Below are 20,922 nucleotides of genomic sequence, written 5' to 3'. Positions count from 1 at the left end.
TGCTGGTGTCTGCCAAGGCGTCGGATTGATGTGGCTCACACCCTCACTAACGGTTCGAACCTATGGTTCAACCGAGAGAAGCTTAGTCTGGGGGTTTCGATGCTCAACTGGCAGGTCGTACGGCTGGACAAGCGCGAGCTGGCGCTGGCATATCCGCTGGTGCGCTCGGTCGTCCGCGTAGACCTCGATCGGTGGCTCCGCTTTGCGCGGACCGTGATGCTATCGGAGGGCGGCATATTGGGCGCGCGAGCAGGTAGGAATTGCCTGTACGGTATAGCCACGTTCCATCCGAAGCCTAACCTGCGAAGCGAGCGGGTTCTAGAAGTCGAACTTTTCGCGGCGTTCAGCCTACGGCGCGGAATCGACGTGCAACGCGCGCTCAGAGCGGAGCTGCAAAACATCGCGGTTGCCCAAGGTTGCCGGGCCGTGGCGTACATGGCCCGACCGCCGGGTCCAGGCGAAAGCGTCCCAGTCTGGCTAGAACCGATGCCGGCTTTGGCTGAGTCCGGCACTGTCGTGGCGCTGACGGGCGGCTAGAGCAGAAACCAGATAGCCAGCGCAACGCACAGGACGGTCACGACCAGCCATATCCACGGCCAGCCCTCTCCCTCGCCCTCTGTGGCCGACGTCGTGTCGATTGGCGCCGGAGAGCTATGTGTGGTGTCGTATACGGTTTCAGACTGGCTTTTGAGCGCCGGGTTGAGCGGGCCCTCTTCAGCCTTGCCTGGCAGCGGGTCGTTCATCGGACGCTCCATGATTCTGGCCGTTTTCGTGACGGTGGTTGTGGGCGCCGCACCCGCTGGCGGTCAAGCGCCAGTCGACCATGGCGAGAAGGCACAAAGTTCCCGGATCGTCACTGTCGCGTAACGAGGACATCAAGGTCGCCCAGTCCTCCTCCGAAGCGAACCGCGCGAAATCGGCGAGCGCCGCGCGCACGTATTGCGTGAAGCTCATGCCGGTTCGCAGAGAGGCGTCGGCTACACGGCTGGCGAGGGCCGGATCAGAGTCTTGCAGCCAGACCTCGAAGCCACTCGCCGATCGCCGCGCTGCACCGAGAACGTCTCCAAGCGTGGTCATCCGCCGGCGTCCTCGATCAGAACTCCTTCCACCTGCCCTTTGCGGGCGAGGTCGGCGACGTAACGCGCCGCCCCCATCGACCAGCTGCGCGCCTCAAGCATGTCCGCGATCTTGGGCCTTGCCGCCTCGAACGATAAAGTCCGGCCGGGGATCCGGCGATGAAGCCGCAGAACATGCCAACCGAACGGAGAGCGCACCGGCTCGCGCCCGGTCTCTCCGTTAGCCAGAGCCTCGATTGCAGCCTGAACTTCGGGCACAAGTTCCCCTCGACGAATTTGACCGAGGAATCCGTCCTGCTGGGCCGAAGAGCATCCCGACAGTTCGCGCGCGGCCGCGGCGAACTTGTCCTGGCTGTCGCCAATTTCCCCGATCAGCGCGCGCGCTCGCGTTTCCGCGAGAGACCACGCCGGTTCGTCCTTGCCTTCGGGCTCGAGCAGAATGTGCGCAGCTTCGAACAAGTCGGGGGTACGGAAGCGGTCGATGTTCGCGTCGTAGTAGCGACGGCACTCGGCCTCGCACGCTTCGGCGGGTTCGACTTCATGTTCCAACACGGCCGTGATGAGGGCCTCGTCGGCGGGCTCGCTCCCGCCCGTCTCGGTGACCTCCGTCAGGCCGAGCCGACGGCCTTCCTGCAACAACAGTTCGCGCACCGCGAGCGCGCGCGCGGCCTCCGACCATGCGGTCTCCGCATCGGGCGCGGGATGATGCTGGATTTCGCGGGCGATTGCGTCGGGGTCGATCTCCACCCCGTTCACCTTGACTTCGCCGAAACTCGGCGGGGGTGGCAGCAGCGGCTCGGGCCCGCCCGAACACCCATGGCTTTGGCACGCGCTCGGCATGGCTGGCGCGGGCCGCAACTGCGGATCGCCCAAGTTGATGACGTCGAGCCGCCGGCTCATGCTCCCGCCTCCCCACTTTCCGCCTGCTGCCGCAGAACGGCCGGTCCCCCGTAGCTCGGCGCGCCACCAGCCGGTCCGCGGGTGAGCGAATAGTTCGGCTTGTCCGACCGGCGCGAACGAACGATCTGATAGCCCGGCCGCAACAGGAACCACACCGGTGCGCTCCAGATGTGCACCAGTCGGGTGAATGGGGTGACCACGAACAGCGTGAGGCCCAGCACGATGTGAAGCTTGTACACCAGGGCGACATCGCGAATTTCGCCCGGCGCCGCCGGATCGAGCGTGAGAATCCCGTTCGCCCAACTCATGAACCGCACCATCTCGCTCCCGTCGAGATGCTGGAGCGTCCAATACGTCGTGGCGATGCCAAGAACGAGTTGGATCCAGATAAGGACGAGAACGAGAATATCTCCGACGGACGAACTGCGCCGAATACGCGGATCGAACAGGCGACGATGGAGCAGGAGCGAGCATCCGACGAACGAAGCAAGCCCTGCAATGCCGCCCACCACGAGCGCGGCGGTCTGCTTGAAACCATGTCCGATCCCCAGTGTGTCGAACACGTTGATGGGGGTCAGCAATCCAACTAGATGGCCGAAGAAGAGGATGATGATGCCCATGTGGAACAGGTTCGAGCCGATCACCATCTGCTTGCGGCGCAGGAACTGGCTCGATTGCGAGCGCCAGCTGTACTGGTTGGCATCGAACCGCAGGACGCTACCGAGCACGAGGACAGTCACCGCCAGATAGGGGTACCAGCCGAATGCCAGCTGATTGATGAAATCGGTCATCGTCCTGCCTCCTGTGCCTTGGCCCGGTTGGCTGCCCGAATGCGGGCGACCGGGCCGGTCGGTCCGCCCATTTCATGTGCCGCGTGGGCGCTGAATGACACAGGGGTTTCCTCCCAGTCTTCCTCCACCGGCGGATCGACTGGCGGGGTATTGTCGTCCACTTGCGCCACCGCGGCCGCGTCCGGACGGGCCCCGGCCAATCCGACGATTGCGTGGAAAACGCCCGCGTAATCCGAGTCGCGCTTGTCCAGTCGCTCGGCGAGCGCGGCGAATACATGCGCCGGCTGAGCGATCGTTTCGCGTGCTTCGGCGGATGGCAGGAATGCCGCGTATTCGAGGAATACCGGGATGAAATCGGGCAGCTCGCTGGCCTCGAGATAGAAGCCGTGTTCGAGATATTGATGCCCAAGGTCGATCATCGCCTGACCCCGTTCGCGGCTGTCGCCGTGGACGTGCTCGAACAGGTGGAGCGAGAGCGAGCGCGAGCGATCGAACAGCTCGCTGTATACTGACTGCTGATCGAGGAGGTCGTCGGTCGCTAGCCGGTCGAGAAGGGGCTGCAAGCGCCGCAGAGCCGAACGCGGCAGGACGCCTTCCGACCCGACCGCCTCGACGATCTCGCCGGCGTGCTCCCTCAACTCGGACGACGGATATCCCAGTAGCGCCGCGAATGCCTTGAGCGTGAGCCTCATGTCGGCAACTCCATCCGTGGATCGCGCGGCGCCTTTTTAGGGCCTCCTCCGAACAGGTTGGTCTTGGTTGTGCCGAGAGTGTTCTCGCGAAAGCCGAAGCCCGAGGATCCACGCAGCACGAACGCGTCTTCCTCGAGTTCGCGGCGCGCGGTCGGAATGACGTAGCGATCCTCGTAGGCGGCGAGCGCCATGATCTTGTACATCTCCTCTATCGTCGCCCGGTCGAGCCCGACACGGGCCGGGATCGACTCGTCGATACGGCCTTCCACGCTCTTGGCGCGCATGTACGAACGCATTGCGAGCATTCGTTCGAGCGCCATGGCGATGGGCTCCTCATCACCCGCAGTGAGCAGGTTAGCGAGATAGCGCAGAGGAATCCTCAACGACCGCACGTCTGGCATGCCGTCCTGCGCCGAGATCTTGCCAGCTTCGGCTGCCGACTGGATGGGCGACAGTGGCGGCACGTACCAGACCATCGGCAGCGTGCGATACTCGGGGTGGAGCGGGAACGCGATTTTCCACTCCATCGCCATCTTGTAAACCGGCGAACGGGTAGCCGCCTCCAGCCAGGTATCCGGAATACCTTCTGCCCGGGCGGCCTCTTGCACCGTGACGTCGTTGGGATCGAGGAACACCCCGAGTTGCGCGGGATACAGGTCCTTGGGGTCCTCTACGCTGGCCGCCTCCTCAATGCGGTCGGCATCGTAAAGCACCACGCCCAGATAGCGGATGCGCCCGACGCAAGTTTCCGAGCATACGGTCGGCTGGCCGGTCTCGATGCGCGGGTAGCAGAAGATGCACTTCTCCGATTTACCGCTCGCCCAGTTGTAGTAGATCTTTTTGTAGGGGCAGCCCGACACGCACATTCGCCAGCCGCGGCACTTCTCCTGGTCGATCAGGACAATGCCGTCCTCGGCCCGTTTGTAGATCGCGCCCGAGGGGCACGAGGCAAGGCACGCCGGATTGAGACAGTGCTCGCACAACCGCGGCAGGTACATCATGAAGGTCTTTTCGAACTGGCCGTAGATCTCCTTCTGGACCCCTTCGAAGTTGTAATCGTGGCTGCGTTTCTCGAACTCCCCGCCGAGCATGTCCTCCCAGTTTCCGCTCCATTCGATCTTGTTGAGCAGCTCGCCGGTGATCAGCGACTTGGGCCGCGCCGTTGGCTGCGCCTGGATCTCCGGCGCGGATTGCAGCCATTCGTATTCGAATGTGTACGGCTCATAGAAGTCGTCGATTTCAGGCAGGTGGGGGTTGGCGAAGAGCTTCGACAGAATGCGCCACTTGGCCCCTTGGCGCGGGATTATCTTGCCGTTCTTCTTGCGGACCCATCCACCTTTCCAGCGTTCCTGGTTCTCCCAGTCCTTGGGATAACCGATGCCTGGCTTGGTCTCGACGTTGTTGAACCAGGCGTATTCGACCCCTTCGCGGTTGGTCCACACGTTCTTGCAGGTGATCGAGCAGGTGTGGCAGCCAATGCACTTGTCGAGGTTGAGGACCATCGCGATTTGCGCGCGGACTTTCATCGGGCGACCTCCTGTGCTGCGGCTCGGTCAGCCGGAGTTCCCGTGCCCCAGTCTGCCGCGCCCCCCTCGACCGCCGCGCTGTCGTCGGCCGCCTTGTCGAACCAATTCACTTCGCTCATTTTGCGCACGATCACGAACTCGTCGCGGTTCGCGCCCACGGTGCCGTAGTAGTTGAAGCCGTATGCGAGTTGCACGTAGCCGCCGATCATGTGCGTCGGCTTCATGTTGATCCGCGTGACCGAATTGTGGATCCCCCCGCGTTGGCCCGTGATTTCCGAGCCCACAGTGTTCACCAGCTTCTCCTGCGCGTGGTACATTAATGCCGAGCCGGACATGATCCGTTGCGACACGATCGCCCGCGCAGTCAGCGCGCCGTTCACGTTGAAAACTTCGATCCAGTCGTTGTCGACAATCCCGGCCGCCCTCGCGTCATCCTCGCTGATCCACACGGTCGGCCCGCCCCGGTTGAGGCTGAGCATGATGAGGTTTTCTGTATATGTCGAATGGATTCCCCATTTCTGGTGCGGCGTCAGGATGTTGAGCATGATCTCCTTGTTGCCGTTCGGGAGCTTGCCGATCACCTGTAGAACCGTCTTGGTATCGATCGGAGGGCGCCACGTGACGAATCCCTCGCCGAATGCGCGCATCCAGTGGTGGTCTTGGTAGAGCGACTGGCGACCCGACAGCGTGCGCCATGGGATCAGCTCATGGACGTTGGTGTAACCCGCGTTGTAGCAGACGTGCTCGCTTTCCAGACCCGACCACGTAGGCGATGAAATGATCTTGCGCGGTTGAGCGGCGACGTCGCGGAAGCGGATCTTCTCCTCTTCCTTGCCTTTGGCGAGATGGTGATGCGAACGCCCGGTGATCTCGCCGAGCGCGGCCCACGCCTTGACCGCAACCTCGCCGTTCGTCTCCGGCGCAAGCATCAGTATCGTCTCGCACGCGTCGATATCGGTATCGATCTTGGGCCGCCCCTCAGTAGGACCATCGAGGACTCGGCCGTTAAGGTCGCCGAGCAGTTCGATCTCCTTCTTCGTGTCCCAGCCGATGCCCTTGCCGCCATTGCCAAGCTTTTCGAGCAACGGTCCCATCGATGTGAATCGCGCATAGGTTTCCGGGTAATTGCGCTCGACGACTTGGACGTTTGGCATCGTCTTGCCCGGTATCGGCTCGCACTCGCCCTTCAGCCAGTCCTTCGGCTCATAGGGCTGGGCCATTTCCCCCGGAGTATCGTGCTGAATCGGGGTGAGGACGACGTCGTGCTCGACGCCAAGCACTTCGGGCGCGATGTCGGAAAACTTCTTGGCAATCGCGCGGAAGATGTTCCAGTCGCTCTTGGTCTCCCACGCCGGGTCCACCGCGGCCGACAGCGGGTGGATGAACGGGTGCATGTCAGAGGTGTTGAGGTCGTGCTTTTCGTACCACGTGGCGGTCGGCAGCACGATGTCGGAATACAGGCTGGTGGTCGACATCCGGAAGTCGATGTTGACCATGAGGTCGAGCTTTCCGACTGGGGCCTCGTCGTGCCAGACGATATCCTGAGGGCGGTCGATCCGCGGATCCTCGTCGGTGCCGACGACGCCGTGCATCGAACCGACAAGGTGCTTGAGGAAATACTCATGCCCCTTGCCGCTTGCACCAAGGACGTTGGATCGCCAGAAAAACATGTTCCGCGGCCAGTTCACCGGGTTGTCGGGGTCGAGCGTCGCGGGCTTGATTTCGCCCGATCTCCAGCCGTCCGCCACCACGGTGGCCGCATCGGCGCCAGTCTCGTGGATGTGGCGGCCTAGCTCCAGCGGATTGAGCTGGAGCTGCGGAGCGGAAGGCAGCCAGCCCATCCGCTCGGCCTTCGCATTGTAATCGATCAGGCTGGCCGACCAGTCGCCCGCTGGCGCGACCGGGGACAGTATCTCCGACATCTTCAGCGTTTCGTACCGCCACTGGTCGGTGTGCGCGTAGAAGAAGCTGGTGCCATTCATCTGGCGCGGAGGACGGGTCCAGTCGGTCGCGAATGCGAGCGGCGCCCAGCCGGTCTGCGGGCGCAGCTTTTCCTGGCCGACGTAATGCGACCAGCCGCCTCCAGACTGGCCGATGCAGCCGCACATCACGAGCAGCGCGATGATCCCGCGATAGCTCATGTCCATGTGGTACCAATGGTTGAGTCCCGCCCCCAAGATCACCATCGAGCGACCGTTGGTTTTCTCCGCGGTGTCGGCGAACTCGCGCGCCACCTGGATGATCGCCTGGCGCGGCACTCCGGTGACCTTTTCCGCCCATGCGGGAGTGAAAGGAACGTCGTCGTCGTAGCTCGCCGCGACGTTTCCGCCGCCAAAACCCCGGTCCACCCCGTAATTGGCGCAAAACAAGTCGAACACCGTGGCGACGTAGCCGCTGCTTCCGTCGGCGAATTCAAGTCTCTTGAGCGGCACGTTGCGCATCAGGATCTCGTCGTGTCCGGTGGCCACGAAGTCGTGCGGTGCAATACCCCCGAAATAGGGGAAGGCGACGGGCTCGATGGCGTCCTCGTGTCCCGCGAGCGTGGTGCGGAGGCGGACATCGCGGCCTTGACCGTCCTTTTCCTCCAGATTCCAGTTAGCCTGCTCACCCCAGCGGAAACCGGCTGAACCAAGCGGGGCAACCAGCTCGCCTGACAATTCGTCATAGGCGACCGTCTTCCAGTCGGGATTGATGTTTTCGCCCAACTTTCCGTTGAGATCGGCTGCGCGCAGCAAGTGGTCAGGGACCAGACGGCCGTCCCGCTCGACCACCTTCACCAACAAAGGGAAGTCCGAATATTTGCGGGTATAGCTCGCAAAGTACTCAGCCTGCCGATCAACGTGAAATTCGCGCAGCACCACGTGGCCGAGCGCCAACGCCAGCGCGGCGTCGGTGCCCTGCTTGGGGTGCAACCACAGGTCGGAAAACTTGGCTGCCTCGTTATAATCCGGGGCGATGACCACGCTCTTCGCGCCGCGATAGCGCACCTCTGAATAGAAATGCGCATCCGGCGCGCGGGTCATCGGAATGTTCGAGCCCCAAACCAGCAGGAACCCGGCGTTGTACCAGTCCGCGCTCTCAGGAACGTCGGTCTGCTCGCCCCAAGTCTGCGGGCTCGACGGCGGGAGATCACAATACCAGTCATAAAAAGACAGCAGATTGCCCCCGATCAGCGAGAGATACCGGCTGCCCGCGGCGTAGGAAATCATCGACATCGCCGGGATAGGCGAGAACCCGGCGATGCGGTCGGGGCCGTATTTCTTGATCGTATAGGCGTTGGCAGCGGCGATGATCTCGGTCACCTCGTCCCAACCCGAGCGCACGAATCCGCCTCTGCCGCGCTTCGAGACCCAGTCGCGCCGCTTGCCGGCATCCTCTACGATCGACTGCCAAGCGGCGACCGGGGTCATAGTCTTGCGCGCCTCTCGCCAGTGGCGGACCAGCCGCGCGCGCACGAGCGGATATTTTACCCGTGTGCCGGAATAGAGATACCAGCTGTAGCTCGCACCACGCGGGCAGCCGCGCGGCTCATGGTTGGGCAAGTCGGGCCGAGTTCGGGGGTAATCGGTCTGCTGGGTTTCCCAGGTGACGATCCCGCCCTTCACGTAGATCTTCCACGAGCACGAACCGGTGCAATTGACGCCGTGGGTGGAGCGCACGATCTTGTCCGCCGCCCAGCGCTTGCGATAGGCATCCTCCCATTCGCGCGGCTCGTCGGTGGTGATCCCGTGACCATCGGAGAATTTCTCGCGCGTTCGCCGGAAATAAGTCAGACGGTCGAGGAAATGGCTCATGCGTCAGGCTCCTTTGATCACGCCGGCTGAACTGTGGGGAGTGCGGGCCGCGCTCGGCCGTGACCGCGCAGGATGCCGTTGGGCCCACTGTAGACGACCCAGGTGAGCGCCGCGCAACTCACGTAGAACGCTAGAAATCCCCACAAGGCGGCATTGGCCGTGCCTGTGAGATCGATCGACGAGCCATAGGCTTTCGGGATGTAGAATGCGCCGTATGCGGCAATCGCGGACGTAAACCCGATAACCGCAGCCGATTCCCGTTCAGCCTGAAGGCGACGCTGCTCTTGCGATAGCGCGGGTTCTGCAAGGTCTACGGCCCGCCGCATGATGCCGGGGACCATCTGGAACGTCGATGCATTGCCGACGCCGCTGACGAAAAAGAGCAGCAGGATCATCGCGAAAAAGCCCGCGAAGCTTGCCCGATCGAGAAAGACGATGATGCCCACGATGGCGAATATCTGAACCACGAACACCCAGAATGTCACGCGCGCTCCGCCCAACCGGTCCGATATCCAGCCCGTTCCGGCCCTGGAAAGGGCGCCAAGAAGGGGACCTACGAAAGCGTATTTGAGCGCGTCGACTTGCGGGAACACCAGCTTGGCAAGAAGCGGGAACCCGGCGGACATGCCGATGAACGTGCCAAAGGTGCCGGTGTAGAGCCAGCACATCAGCCATGTGTGTCCGCGTCCGAAAATCGTCGCCTGGTCGGCGAACGATGACTTGGCGGAGAGAATATCGTTCATCCCGAACCATGCGGCCAGTGTGCCTATCCCGATGAGGGGCACCCATACGAACCCGGCATTTTGCATCCACAACCGGGTGCCATCTGCGGCGGTCTGGGCCTGTCCGCCGAGCGCACCGAACACGCTCATCGTAATCACCACGGGCACGAGGAACTGCATCAGGCTGACACCGAGGTTACCCAACCCGGCATTGATCGCCAGCGCGTTGCCCTTCTCCGCCTTGGGAAAGAAATAGCTGATGTTCGCCATCGACGAAGCGAAGTTGCCTCCCCCGAAACCGCAAAGAAGCGCCAGCACCAGGAAGATGAGGTACGGCGTTTGCGGGTCCTGGACCGCGTAGCCGATCCCGAACGCGGGGATCAGCAGGGTCGCGGTCGAAAGCGTGGTCCACAACCTTCCGCCGAATATCGGCACGAGAAAAGCATAGAATATCCGCAAGGTCGCACCCGAAAGGCCGGGAAGCGCCGCCAGCCAGAACAGCTGATCGGTGGAAAAACCGAAGCCGATCGCCGGCAGCCGGGCGACGACCACGCTCCAGACCATCCACACGGCGAACGAAAGCAGCAAGCAATAAGTCGAAATCCACAGATTGCGCCGCGCGATCGAGCGGCCCGTAGCTCGCCAGAAAGTCGGCTCCTCGGGCCGCCAATCGTCGATCGGACCGGCCTTGCGCGGCGGCGCGACGAAGCCGGGCTCGCCAAGTCCCTGCATCTCTGGAAGCTCCGGCACTGCCGCCGACGTGCCGCCACGCTGGGCGATCCTCTCCATGTAGCGAACGGCGAAGTGCATCCAGACAAGCGCGACGAGCACGAGCACGAAAAGCAACACGAACGCGCTGGTCCACACCCCGGTAAGATCGAGCAATGCGCCGAAGGCCAGCGGGAGGATGAAGCCACCGAGTCCGCCCACCATTCCGACCAGCCCTCCGACCGCTCCGACGTGGTTGGGATAATACACCGGAATGTGCTTGAACACGGCCGCCTTGCCAAAGCTCATGAACAGGCCAAGCACAAAGATTGTGACGAGGAACGGGACTAGACCCATTTCGGTCCGGAAAGTGATCGGCCCGCGAACGCCTTCGATGATGTACGTCGTTGGCGGGTACGACAGCATGAAGGTCGTCAAAACCGAAACGCCGAAAGTCAAATAGAGCACCGAGCGCGCACCGTATCGGTCGGACAGCTTTCCCCCGTAGATACGGAACAGGCTGGCGGGGACCGAATAGAAGGCTGCGAGCATTCCGGCCGTGCCGACGTCCAGCCCGTACACCCCCATCAGGTAGCGCGGCAGCCACAGCGCCAGCGCCACGAACGCGCCGAATACGAAAAAGTAATACAGAGCGAAGCGCCATACCTGGATGTTTTTGAGTACGGAGAGCTGCGCAGCCGTCGCCGCTGCCTTGCGACCGTCGCGGCGGCGAGCCACCTGTTCGGGATCCTCTCGCGTCAGCGCCAGGAAGATGAGGCTCATCAGCAGGAGACCGGCCGCCCAGATCTGCGCCACCATCTGCCAGCCGAAGGCGACCATGACGAACGGTGCGAGGAACTTCGTGACGGCGGCGCCGACGTTGCCCGCGCCAAAAATGCCCAGCACCGTGCCCTGCCGCTGCGCTGGGTAGAATTTCGAGACGTAGGTTACCCCGACGGAGAATGTGCCGCCCGCCATCCCCACCCCGAGCGCGGCAAGAAGAAGCATGATGTAGCTGTCGGCGTACGAGGTGAGGAACGTCGCGATCGCCGCGAACACCATGACGGCTGCAAACACCCTGCGGCCTCCGATCTGGTCGGCCCAGACACCCAGCATCACGCGGGAAATCGAACCGGTCAGTATCGGAGTGCCGACAAGCAGCCCGAACTGCGTTTCGCTTAGGCCGAGCTCGTCCTTTACCCCCAGCCCGATTATCGAAAAGATCGTCCACACCGCGAAACAGGCGGTAAACGCAGCTGTGCTCGTCCAGAGCACACGCCCCGCTGCCTCGGACGGTACCGGTGCCGGTGCAGGGGTTACGGCATCAGACATGGGGCCATCGTCCATTGGTTGGTTCTAGCCCGTCATAAGGCCGAGACCACTCCAACCATTGACGCGGATCAATTCGGCGCGGTTCTGCAAGGCGGCTTGCCTTGCTTTGCCCCGCCCGCTTCATCCCCCGGTCACGCTCATGTGCCGAGCGACCGCGGGCACGGTGGCCGGGCCGATGCGGAAATCATGGCGACGCGGCTTGCCCGCCAGAAGCTGGTCGAGAAGCGCGTCGACTTGGGCTGGCCCACCCTCTCTCAAGGCATCGCGCAGATCGACTTTCTGGTCGTGGCCGAGACAACCGTAGACCGTTCCCGTGGCCGCGACTCGAATGCGATTGCACCCATCGCAGAAGTTGTTGGTCAGCGGCGTGATCATGCCGAGCCGCACGCCCAGTTCGGCCACTTCATAATATCTCGCGGGCCCGCCGGTGCGACGCAATGAAGGCGTAAGCGCGAACTCTTCTTCGAGCGCGCGCCTAACGCCGTCCAGCGGCAAGTAACGATCGGTCCGATCCTCCTCCACTTCGCCTAGCGGCATCGTCTCGATCAGCGTCAGATCGAAGCTTTTTTGCCCGCACCACCGCAAAATGGCGGCGATTTCGTCGTCGTTTATTCCCGCTAGCGCGACGGTGTTGATCTTAACCGCGAGCCCAGCTTGCGCTGCCACGTCGATCCCGTGCAATACGCCTGCCAGGTCGCCTCCGCGCGTTACGTGCGCGAACCGGTCGGCGCGCAGGCTGTCGAGGCTGACGTTGATACGCCGCACCCCCGCTGCGTAAAGGCCGGCAGCAAAATGTTCGAGCCGGGTACCGTTGGTGGTGACTGTCAGTTCGTCCAAACCGGCACCAATGCGACTGCCGATCGCCGAGGCCAGTTCGAGCACGCCCCGGCGGACCAGTGGCTCGCCCCCTGTCAGCCGGATCTTGCGAACCCCGCGTGCGATGAAGATATCCGCGAGAGCGGCGATTTCCTCGAGCGTGAGAATTTCCCGCCGCGGAAGGAATTGCATCCGTTCCGCCATGCAATAGCGGCAGCGCAAATCGCAGCGATCGGTCACTGAGATGCGGACATAGGTGATGATGCGGCCGAAGCTGTCGACCATGTCGGGCCGGGGGCTCGAATCCGCCGTTACCGTCTCCACCCTGTCCGCACGCCTCCCGTAAGATTCGTCACTGACCTGAATTGGAATGTGGCCGGGTTTGCGATGTGAATCAATCGTGTGCTGCCCGTACGGCTCATCTGATTGGCAGTCCGCCGCGTTTGATCGGCGCTCGCCCTCCAAGCGCGAACATCGTTCCTGCGCCGTATGACGAGTATTTATCCGCACTTCGAGTAACCGCACTCAAGGCAGTTCGCGCATCCCTCGACCTTGATCACCGCGGCCGCACCACACTGGCTGCAGCACGCCCGAGGAGAAGTGATCTGTTGTCTGGAACGCGGCTCATCCAGGGGGAGTGAGGGTTGCGCCAAACCCATGTGTCGCTCGATCACCCCGCCGATGGCCGCCAAGAGTGAAGGGACGTACTTACCCTGCATCCACGCGCCCCCGCGCGGATCGAACACCGCCTTGAGCTCCTCCGGCACGAAAGACACGTCACCGCCGCGTCGGAACACCGCCGAGATCATCCTGGTGACGCCGACCGTCCAAGCGTAATGTTCCATGTTCTTCGAGTTGATGAAAATCTCGAACGGCCGCCGGCCAGCTGGCGTGTCCACATCGTTGATCGTGACATAGACCGCATGTGCGCTGTCGGGCCACTTGAGCTTGTAGGTCTGGCCGTGCAGCGCCTCCGCACGCGCCGAAAGCGTCTGCTCGGCCTCCGGAGCCAATGCTGGGGGATTCTCACCTTTGACCTTGAGCACCGATCCGGTGATGGAGTTGGGTCGGTAGGTTGTGAGCCCCTTGCAGCCGAGTCGATAACCTTCGACGTAGATGTCGGTGAAGTCGTCGAAAGCGATATCCTCTGGGCAATTGACGGTCTTGGAAATGGAGCTGTCCACCAACGCCTGTGCCGCTGCCTGCATTGCCAGATGATCCGACGGCTTGAGCGTCTGCGCGCTGACAAACAGCTCCTCCGGCGGCGGCGCGTCTCCCTTCACGGTCCGCCAGACCTGCATGGCGTAATCCTCAACCGGCTCCATGCGGGCCGATCCGTCGGCTTGCAGGATCCGTCGTTCGTACGCGTATGCAAACACGGGTTCGATCCCGGACGAGACATTTCCGGCCAGCAGCGAAGTCGTGCCCGTCGGTGCGATCGAGGTAAGACACCCGTTGCGCAGACCATGCTCGGCGATCAGCGACCGGACGTCCTCATCAAGGTCGAGTAAATTTGGCTGATTGAGCATGGCCGGGACATAAAGTGGGAACGGCCCCTTCTCGTCTGCCAGCAGGGCCGAGGCGCGATAGGCCTCGCGTTTGATGACGGACAACCAGCGGCGGGTCAGTTCGACCGCTCGGCTTCCGCCATAGGCGGCGCCACAGAAGAGCAGGGCATCGGCCAAACCGGTGATGCCCAGCCCGATCCTCCGCTTGGCCTTAGCTTCGGCCTCCTGCTCCGCGAGCGGATAGCGTGAAATATCGATCACGTTGTCTAGCATCCGCACTGCCGTGCGGGTGAGGTCCGCCAACGCGACCTCGTCAAGCGCGGCGTCGTCCTCGAACTTACGCTCGACCAGTCGGGCGAGATTGAGCGACCCCAGCAGGCATGCGCCGTACGGCGGTAGCATCTGCTCGCCGCACGGATTGCTGGCGCTGATCGTCTCGCAGTGGGCGAGATTATTCGCCTGATTGACGCGATCCACGAAGATAACCCCGGGTTCCGCGCAGTCGTATGTCGCGCGCATGAGCCTTTCCCAAAGGTCGCGCGCCCGCACGGTGCGGTGAACGGTTTCGCCGAAGACGAGTGCCCAGTCCGCGTCGGCGGCGAGTGCCGCCATGAAGGCGTCCGGGACAAGAACCGAGACATTGAAATTTCGCAGCCTGACGGGATCGCGCTTAGCGTCGATGAAGGCCTCGATGTCCGGGTGGTCGATCCGCAGGCAGCCCATCATGGCGCCCCGCCGCTGGCCTGCCGAGTGCACCGTGCGGCACATCGCGTCCCAGCAATCCATGAACGACAATGGGCCCGATGCATCCGCGCCGACCCCCTCCACGCGGCTTCCGTTGGGCCTGATAGTCGAGAAATCCATCCCCACTCCGCCGCCCTGCTGCATGGTGATCGCCGCTTCCCGCAGGTGAGCAAAGATCCCCTCCAAGCTGTCGGGGATCGTGCCCATTACGAAGCAATTGAACAGCGTTACCGAGCGCCCGGTGCCCGCTCCCGCTATCACGCGACCAGCCGGGATAAAGCGGAAATCGCGAACGGCCTCGAAGAACAGGTCCTGCCATTTCTCTCGCGAGGCAGGCTCTTCGGCCTCGGCGATCGCGCACGCGACCCGCAACGCGGTCGCCGTGTAGTCCGTATCACCCAGACCCTCAGGCGGCGTGTAACGGTACTTCGACTGCCAGATTTCCTTCGCGAGCTTCACGTCAAACTGCATTGGCCGACCCTTTCCCGTCCCTTAGATCGAGGATGTCAGCAGATTTCGCGCGGCCGTTGATCCAGCGCATTGCAGTCGAGATTTCGCAACCGTCCGCTAGTTCTTTTCATCGAGGCGAGGCGCGAGCAGGATCGGGCCGTAAGCCGCTAGGAAGACCACGAACGCGCCGCCCCACGCGAGTGCCGACACTTCCATTCCCAACGTGTAGTCGACGAGGTCGAGCGGAGCGGCGACGCGTAGGACCGCCCCTACGCACACTAGCGCGTAGAGAATCACTGTCGCCGGTCCGGCGCGCAGCTCGCGACCGGTGTGCCCCAGCGTCGCCCGTGTCATCACCGCCAGGATCATCGTCCCCATCGCCCCTGCCGTGAGTGCGTGGATCGCGGCCGAACGCAGGATAGCCGGATCGAAGATCGAACCGGCAAGCAGAACAAGCCCGACCGGAATCCATGCGTAACCGATGTGGAGAATGACGACGAGCGGATCGCGAAACGTCCTCAGGCCCTTCCACCGCGCGAGCCTGACGATCTGGAGCATGCCTGCGAGGCCCAACCCGACGCCCGCCGGAATGCTGTCAGGAGCAGCGATCCAGATTGCCAGTGAGACGGCGGTAAAGCCGATCGTGATGAGGTCAAACAACACGGGCTGCCCGGGGAGCCCGTCGCGGACACCCTGCTTGGTCAGCCAGTTGCGGGTAAACGAGGGGATTATCCGCCCGCCGATGAGTGAGATCATCACCACCACCAGCGAAAGCCCGCACCGCCAGCCGAGGCCTTCGTCGGCGACTAGCCCCAGCGCCGCCGCGTGATCGACCGCATTGGCGCCTCCGAACAGGATCACGAGCCCCACAACCGGCAAGTTCCGATTCTTTGCTGCCAGTACTTCGCGCCCGGCCAGCGCAGCGACCACCAGGTAAAAGCCGACGTCGATCACGGCCGCCAGCCCCATTCCGACGCTTGCCGAAAAGAGCACCGCTGCACGCCCGGCGAGCCATAGAGCGAACAGCGCGAGCAGCGGCGCGCCGGCGATCGGGAGGCGCCCGGTCCAGTTCGGAATAGCCGTAAGAAGGAATCCGGCGACGACCGCCCCGACGAACCCGAACAGCATTTCGTGACGATGCCACGGAAGCGGGTCGAAGCCGGTGGGCAGGGTGAGCCCGCCTGCGAGCGCGATCAACCAAAGCGAAAGTGCAACGAGCGCCCAAGTCGCCCCGCCAAGAAAAAACGGGCGGAAGCCGCCCCGCAGGAACGCCGGTGCAGCGGCCATCCTGGACCGCCGCAACGCTAGCATTTGTTCACCCCTTGTTTGCAACGCCATTGCTCCTACTCGTAGCCACTGCACCCCGTAGGTAAAGGTTGGCCCGCTTGGATTGACTTGAATCATAATCGGCGGAATTTCTCTTCCGCGCAGAAAGAACCAGCGGTCACCACGAGGATAGCACTGTTGAGGGAGAGGTGATGTTACCCCGCGACGGAAACCGTCTGATTAGCCTGAAGACGACGAGTAGCGCGTCTTCAGCGCAGCTCTTGATCGCAAAACGGTCGCCCACGACTGACCGATCGTATGGGCTGGCAGTCGCTATCAGCCCAATTTCGGCTGCCAAATCGAGTCCTACTACCGTACTCGCGATAGTGGAGGGCACAAAGGCCGCTCTGGAGTGAGGTTGCCCCCGCTACGGCCACCATTTGACAGCATCCCGCAAGTCGCCGGGTAGCGCCCCATCACAGGTAATTTTGGTCACGCGAAACGGCCGCTTACGTAATTCGGCCGCCTGAAGCTGCCTGTCCGCTCCCGGCTCAAAAGCTGCCTGGTCGGCTAAGCGCCTCTACATCAGTCATGCCGACGAAAGCAGTAGGGCTGAAAAGCAGTAGATTGTCCAGATCAGGCGAGGTGTTTACTAGCAAGCTAATTTCGACTGTTCGAGAGACTCGTCAGGCTGCCAAGAGGGTTGAGGTATTGAATTGCATATCGGTCGGCGTCCATTTCAAGGGAGCTTTGCATCCGACCGTGTTTGAACAAATCCCGCTGCAGTTCGGTCGGGCGGGACGATACGGACAGCCTAAATCACCTCGCGGCCAATGGGGTCGATCCTGGCCGGCTCTGCGACGTGGATCTTCGGCTAGGTAAAATTAGCCTGGTCCCGCAATGGCCGGCCCGGGCCGTTTTAGCTAAAGAGATTAAGAATGACCTGGCACGACTTTCTGAGAAATGAGCGGAAGCGTAAGCTGAAGGCTACCTCTTTGATGATATCGGGCCATATCGGCACGAGCATGCTTAAAGATGGCGTGCAGATCGATACGACAGAGGATTCGATTGCGACGAACATCCAGCACATTGCCGAGATAGAGACGATCCTCGAAGAGGCTGGGGAGAGCGTCGATGCAAGGGACGCTGACCGCTCGACGCTAAAACTATAAAGGAGGGCAGCTTTGGCCGCCCGCCCTCCTTGGAATTTATTGACGCGGCAGCTTATCGCTTGCCAGCCTCCTGCGGTCCCGCCGTGCAATCCTTTATCGGAGATTAGCGCTCGCCTCTCTTGTGCCCAAATTCAGTTGTTCAATATCGTCACGCCCGATGGTCACATCAATTTCCACTTTCGATGAGTGGTGGGGACATTGCACTTTCGGACGGAGCGGGCTGTGGGCGGCTCACGGAACCCCCCGTACCTTCTAGTCATTTGGGCAACGTGCCGCTTTGAGCTTGCACTCATGGAGAAGAACAATGCGAAGATTTGGCATACCAACCATCGTCGTCGTCATCTTGGCCATTCTGGTGTTTATCTGGCTGTTCTAAGATCATCGAAAAGAGGTCGCAGATAGGTCTCTGCGCACGAGTTTCGGTTCCCTTCGGTCCTCTGGCCGGTACCAACTAGATTGCCATACGCGCATACCACCCTTGAAAGACAAGGTACGCCCACCGCAGCTAACCAAGGCGAGTTCGCTTCGCATGGAGTTGATTGCGCCGCGTGATGATGTCCGGTCACTCGTCACGACGTTCTTCCGCATGCGCTGCGAAGATCAATTCATTCGCGACGTTCAGCCTTCCAGCATCGGAATATTTGCGTTGATGGCCCGCGGGTCAGGTACAATCCAATTCCTCGACGGCCGCGCCGAACCAAGTCATCCATTGACGCTCATCACCCCGACCAGTGCAGCGGCGACCTTCGTGGTGAACGGTCCATGGGAGGTATTCGGTGCAATGCTGAGCCCGATAGGATGGGCTGGCCTGACAGGCCTGTCCGCCGCAAAGGCTGGCAATCGCCTGCATGATGCCCGGGACATGCTTCCGCTCCAACTGGTGGATGCCGGAGAGGAGATACTCTCGAATTTTCGGAATCTAACGAATGATCAGCTCAGCGAAACTTTTTCGGACGCGCTTATTGCGTCAGCTAAGCCGCTGCCGGCCAAACATGTACGCTTCATTCAAACCCTCAGCGCTTGGCTGGCCCAGTCTTTGTCACCCCATCTCGCCGATCTGCTCTCCAGAACTGAATACAGCATGCGCCAAGTGCAGCGCCCTACCGAGCGGTATTTTGGGATGACTCCTCAGGCCGTGGCGCGGAAGTATCGCGCGCTTCGTGCTGCCGTTCTGCTCTCCCGACCGGATGCCACGGCCGACGACGTCATGGCGGTTCAGGACCACTTCTACGATCAGTCACACATGATCCGGGAAATTCGACTGTTTGCTGGAAGGACACCGGCTCGGATCGCGGATCCTGACACACCGTATCTCTCGTCCTTCTTGTCGCTGCGGGATTTCCAAGGATCGACCGATCGTATGGCACCAATCCCACCCGACCTTCGGGCCTAGTATCTAGTCACAGAGATAGGGGTGGTAGGCACCTGAGACGGACGCTGAGAGCGACGGCCAGGATTAATCCCGCCGCTCATCGGTAGTTGATCGGTTGGAGTGCGCAATCGTCCCAGGCCGATCGCTTCTCTGTCGAAGAACGTTGGCGGTTTGTCGGCGGACGTTGGCGACATCCCGCCCGTTCCGGCATGTGTGCTAGCCGAGCAACACACAGGCTGGAGGTCTGAATGCATGCCCCACTCTTCCGTCTCGTCGTTTCGCTGGCCCTCTCGGGCGCCGCGGTGATGAGCACCGCCTTCGCAGCGCCGACGTCTTCAGCCATCTGCGGCGCGGTGGGAAGCCAGCACCTGGCGACAGTTGAGGGCGCGGCATGTCGCCTCGCCGACGAGCTGGAGAAGGCGTTTGTCTATCCGGAACAGGGCAAGGCCTACGCAGCGATGCTCCGCGCCCACGTTGCCGAAGGTCGCTACGCGACGCTCACGCCGGACGAAGCGGCATACCGCATGACATCCGACCTTCAGGCGGTTGCAGCCGACGGTCATCTGCGTGTCGAACGTCTGTCCCAACATCAGCAGGGCGTGGGAGGTACCAGTCCCAATTTCCCGGTTATGGAACAGGGCGGCTGGATCGCACCCGGCATCGCCTTCCTGCGCATCAACGCTTTTACACCGGAGGCTTCGCAAACCGCCGAGGTGGCGAAGTTCATGGCAGATCATGCCGACGCCGACGCCATAATCTTCGATTTAAGGACGCATCGCGGAGGGGGGCTCGATCAGATGGACGTCATCTTCCCCTGGTTGTTCGCCAAGGAAACCCGTTTGGTTACAATGGCCATGCGACGATCGGTCGAGGAAGAGCGGGGCACACCCTTCGGCGATACACCGACGCTGCGGTTGATGCCCGGTACCCCGCAGGAATCGGTACGCGAGCACTGGGCCAAGCCCAATGCCGATGCGCGCCTGCACGATGCCAAAGTTTATCTGCTGACCAGTCGCCGTACCGGCTCAGCGGCGGAGCACCTCGCTCTAGCGATGAAGCACACCGGCCGCGGCAAGCTAGTCGGCAGCCATACAGCAGGCGCCAATCATTTCGGCGGCGGCATTGAGCTGACCGGGGAGCTCGGGGCTTTCATTCCGGTAGGGCGGACCTACGATCCCGTGACCGGGAAGGATTGGGAGACGGTCGGTGTTGCGCCGGACGTCGACCTACCGCCGGAAGCGGCACTGGAATGGGTGTTAAAAGACCTCGGCATCGACGCTGCTCAAGCGGCCCTGCTCTCCGCCAGCCATGCCCCGGCAATTCCGATCAAGAAACGCTCATCATGAACCAATCCAACTACCCCGCCGCGATCGCCTCATGAGATCATGTTTGTATTTTCGTAAGAGGCCTTCAAAAGGCGCCAAGCTGTCGTCTGACAAACCGAACACGCGGTTCGTGCGAGCTGGTGGGTGGCAAGCACAGCCTGCCTTCAGCCAACAACATGCATCACTAGGGAGCGGCGTAGCGTGGGCGTGAATCCCGAATGCGGCATTCGAAGAATGTCCGTACCGGCGTGTTAGTGCTGGACCGTTTCTGGGGTAACTCCCAGTCGGCAGCCAGGTCGCGAATTGGCGTGGAGAGCGACGGAGATATTTGTTTCGGCGATCAAGCTGCCCGCACGCGGTCAGCTTTTGTCCGGCCATTTATATGGGACTTTTTCGGCTTCGACCCCCTGCCCGTCATCGACATGGCCGACCACAAAGGCTGTCGTTTCAGCTGGCAGCGGTGTGTCGGCGGCAACCATAGCAGCAAGTGTAATGTGATCAGCTATCGTGCGTGCATACTTGGGCCTGAATCGTTCGAGCAACGCGCGGCGATCAGCTTGAAATAGTTTCCAGCCGACCACCGAACGGCCTGGCCGGGCGGCAGCGATCATCTGACGAATCGAACCCATTCTCCGCCAACCAGATTTGACGCTGCGAGTTCCGACAGCTTGGGATTGTACGGCTATCTGATGCTAAATTGCATTCTGGGTGCGCGCATTAGGAGTGGC

16 protein-coding genes are annotated in these 20,922 nt (G+C 62.0%); 4 read left to right on the top strand and 12 right to left on the bottom strand.

Features of this window, described 5'->3' with window-relative positions; all coding sequences use genetic code 11:
- Positions 1-30: 30 nt before the first annotated feature.
- Entirely contained in the window at positions 31-537 is a 507-nt protein-coding gene (locus AR323_RS11655) for a hypothetical protein (RefSeq protein ID WP_152980335.1), read from the top strand.
- On the opposite strand, the gene AR323_RS11650 is transcribed toward AR323_RS11655, so the two are convergent.
- The 11 genes from AR323_RS11650 to AR323_RS11600 all read right to left on the bottom strand — a co-directional run bounded on the left by AR323_RS11650 (position 534) and on the right by AR323_RS11600 (position 16,346).
- Positions 534-743 carry a hypothetical protein gene (locus AR323_RS11650; RefSeq protein ID WP_057884165.1) on the bottom strand — a complete coding sequence of 70 codons (210 nt, stop codon included), beginning with the start codon at positions 741-743 and terminating at the stop codon, positions 534-536. The two genes, AR323_RS11655 and AR323_RS11650, sit on opposite strands and share 4 nt — an antisense overlap.
- Positions 715-1,077 (bottom strand): hypothetical protein, encoded by a 363-nt coding sequence (locus AR323_RS11645; protein ID WP_057884164.1) that lies wholly within the window; start codon positions 1,075-1,077, stop codon positions 715-717. Before AR323_RS11645 ends, AR323_RS11650 begins: the two co-directional genes overlap by 29 nt.
- Complete coding sequence (locus AR323_RS11640; RefSeq protein ID WP_083495397.1) at positions 1,074-1,976, bottom strand: peptidylprolyl isomerase; 903 nt, start codon at positions 1,974-1,976, stop codon at positions 1,074-1,076. The genes AR323_RS11645 and AR323_RS11640 overlap by 4 nt, the downstream gene beginning before the upstream one ends.
- Positions 1,973-2,767, bottom strand: a complete 795-nt coding sequence (gene narI, locus AR323_RS11635; RefSeq protein WP_057884163.1) for a respiratory nitrate reductase subunit gamma — start codon at positions 2,765-2,767, stop codon at positions 1,973-1,975. The genes AR323_RS11640 and narI overlap by 4 nt, the downstream gene beginning before the upstream one ends.
- The gene (gene narJ, locus AR323_RS11630) at positions 2,764-3,459 is read right to left on the bottom strand and encodes a nitrate reductase molybdenum cofactor assembly chaperone (protein WP_057884162.1); all 696 of its coding nucleotides are present in this window, start codon (positions 3,457-3,459) and stop codon (positions 2,764-2,766) included. The genes narI and narJ overlap by 4 nt, the downstream gene beginning before the upstream one ends.
- The gene (gene narH / locus AR323_RS11625) at positions 3,456-4,985 is read right to left on the bottom strand and encodes a nitrate reductase subunit beta (RefSeq protein WP_057884161.1); all 1,530 of its coding nucleotides are present in this window, start codon (positions 4,983-4,985) and stop codon (positions 3,456-3,458) included. Before narH ends, narJ begins: the two co-directional genes overlap by 4 nt.
- A complete protein-coding gene (locus tag AR323_RS11620) occupies positions 4,982-8,779 on the bottom strand; it encodes a nitrate reductase subunit alpha (protein ID WP_083495396.1) in 3,798 nt (1,265 codons plus the stop codon). The genes narH and AR323_RS11620 overlap by 4 nt, the downstream gene beginning before the upstream one ends.
- Positions 8,780-8,796: 17 nt before the next feature.
- Entirely contained in the window at positions 8,797-11,541 is a 2,745-nt protein-coding gene (locus AR323_RS11615; RefSeq protein ID WP_057884316.1) for a nitrate/nitrite transporter, read from the bottom strand.
- 120 nt (positions 11,542-11,661) lie between these two features.
- Positions 11,662-12,642, bottom strand: coding sequence for a GTP 3',8-cyclase MoaA (moaA, locus tag AR323_RS11610; protein ID WP_057884160.1), 981 nt, complete (start codon positions 12,640-12,642; stop codon positions 11,662-11,664).
- A gap of 215 nt (positions 12,643-12,857) precedes the next feature.
- Positions 12,858-15,080, bottom strand: a complete 2,223-nt coding sequence (locus tag AR323_RS11605) for an adenosylcobalamin-dependent ribonucleoside-diphosphate reductase (RefSeq protein ID WP_057884159.1) — start codon at positions 15,078-15,080, stop codon at positions 12,858-12,860.
- A gap of 96 nt (positions 15,081-15,176) precedes the next feature.
- The gene (locus AR323_RS11600; protein WP_057884158.1) at positions 15,177-16,346 is read right to left on the bottom strand and encodes an NnrS family protein; all 1,170 of its coding nucleotides are present in this window, start codon (positions 16,344-16,346) and stop codon (positions 15,177-15,179) included.
- Positions 16,347-17,263: 917 nt separating this feature from the next.
- Here AR323_RS11600 and AR323_RS11595 point away from each other — a divergent pair.
- The 3 genes from AR323_RS11595 to AR323_RS11585 all read left to right on the top strand — a co-directional run bounded on the left by AR323_RS11595 (position 17,264) and on the right by AR323_RS11585 (position 20,215).
- Positions 17,264-17,497 (top strand): hypothetical protein, encoded by a 234-nt coding sequence (locus AR323_RS11595; protein WP_057884157.1) that lies wholly within the window; start codon positions 17,264-17,266, stop codon positions 17,495-17,497.
- Positions 17,498-18,026: 529 nt separating this feature from the next.
- Positions 18,027-18,890: a helix-turn-helix domain-containing protein gene (locus AR323_RS11590; RefSeq protein ID WP_057884156.1), complete on the top strand. Its 864-nt coding sequence runs from the start codon at positions 18,027-18,029 to the stop codon at positions 18,888-18,890.
- Between the two features lie 227 nt (positions 18,891-19,117).
- Positions 19,118-20,215 (top strand): S41 family peptidase, encoded by a 1,098-nt coding sequence (locus AR323_RS11585; protein WP_057884155.1) that lies wholly within the window; start codon positions 19,118-19,120, stop codon positions 20,213-20,215.
- Positions 20,216-20,553: 338 nt separating this feature from the next.
- Here AR323_RS11585 and AR323_RS14680 read toward each other — a convergent pair whose 3' ends face one another.
- Positions 20,554-20,823 (bottom strand): hypothetical protein, encoded by a 270-nt coding sequence (locus AR323_RS14680; RefSeq protein ID WP_152980333.1) that lies wholly within the window; start codon positions 20,821-20,823, stop codon positions 20,554-20,556.
- Between the last annotated feature and the right edge of the window lie 99 nt (positions 20,824-20,922).

Source organism: Tsuneonella troitsensis, assembly GCF_001441535.1.
Classification (GTDB): domain Bacteria; phylum Pseudomonadota; class Alphaproteobacteria; order Sphingomonadales; family Sphingomonadaceae; genus Tsuneonella; species Tsuneonella troitsensis.
This window is presented reverse-complemented; position numbering and strand designations above follow the sequence as displayed.

Bases quoted from the DNA above. Each gene is read 5' to 3' on its own strand.
- AR323_RS11595 (WP_057884157.1), top strand. From the start codon at position 17,264: ATGACCTGGCACGACTTTCTGAGAAATGAGCGGAAGCGTAAGCTGAAG.
- AR323_RS11620 (WP_083495396.1), bottom strand. From the start codon at position 8,779: ATGAGCCATTTCCTCGACCGTCTGACTTATTTCCGGCGAACGCGCGAG.
- AR323_RS11640 (WP_083495397.1), bottom strand. From the start codon at position 1,976: ATGAGCCGGCGGCTCGACGTCATCAACTTGGGCGATCCGCAGTTGCGG.
- AR323_RS11585 (WP_057884155.1), top strand. From the start codon at position 19,118: ATGCATGCCCCACTCTTCCGTCTCGTCGTTTCGCTGGCCCTCTCGGGC.
- AR323_RS14680 (WP_152980333.1), bottom strand. From the start codon at position 20,823: ATGGGTTCGATTCGTCAGATGATCGCTGCCGCCCGGCCAGGCCGTTCG.
- AR323_RS11590 (WP_057884156.1), top strand. From the start codon at position 18,027: ATGGAGTTGATTGCGCCGCGTGATGATGTCCGGTCACTCGTCACGACG.
- narH (WP_057884161.1), bottom strand. From the start codon at position 4,985: ATGAAAGTCCGCGCGCAAATCGCGATGGTCCTCAACCTCGACAAGTGC.
- AR323_RS11615 (WP_057884316.1), bottom strand. From the start codon at position 11,541: ATGTCTGATGCCGTAACCCCTGCACCGGCACCGGTACCGTCCGAGGCA.
- moaA (WP_057884160.1), bottom strand. From the start codon at position 12,642: ATGGTCGACAGCTTCGGCCGCATCATCACCTATGTCCGCATCTCAGTG.
- AR323_RS11645 (WP_057884164.1), bottom strand. From the start codon at position 1,077: ATGACCACGCTTGGAGACGTTCTCGGTGCAGCGCGGCGATCGGCGAGT.
- AR323_RS11650 (WP_057884165.1), bottom strand. From the start codon at position 743: ATGAACGACCCGCTGCCAGGCAAGGCTGAAGAGGGCCCGCTCAACCCG.
- AR323_RS11600 (WP_057884158.1), bottom strand. From the start codon at position 16,346: ATGGCCGCTGCACCGGCGTTCCTGCGGGGCGGCTTCCGCCCGTTTTTT.
- narJ (WP_057884162.1), bottom strand. From the start codon at position 3,459: ATGAGGCTCACGCTCAAGGCATTCGCGGCGCTACTGGGATATCCGTCG.
- AR323_RS11605 (WP_057884159.1), bottom strand. From the start codon at position 15,080: ATGCAGTTTGACGTGAAGCTCGCGAAGGAAATCTGGCAGTCGAAGTAC.
- narI (WP_057884163.1), bottom strand. From the start codon at position 2,767: ATGACCGATTTCATCAATCAGCTGGCATTCGGCTGGTACCCCTATCTG.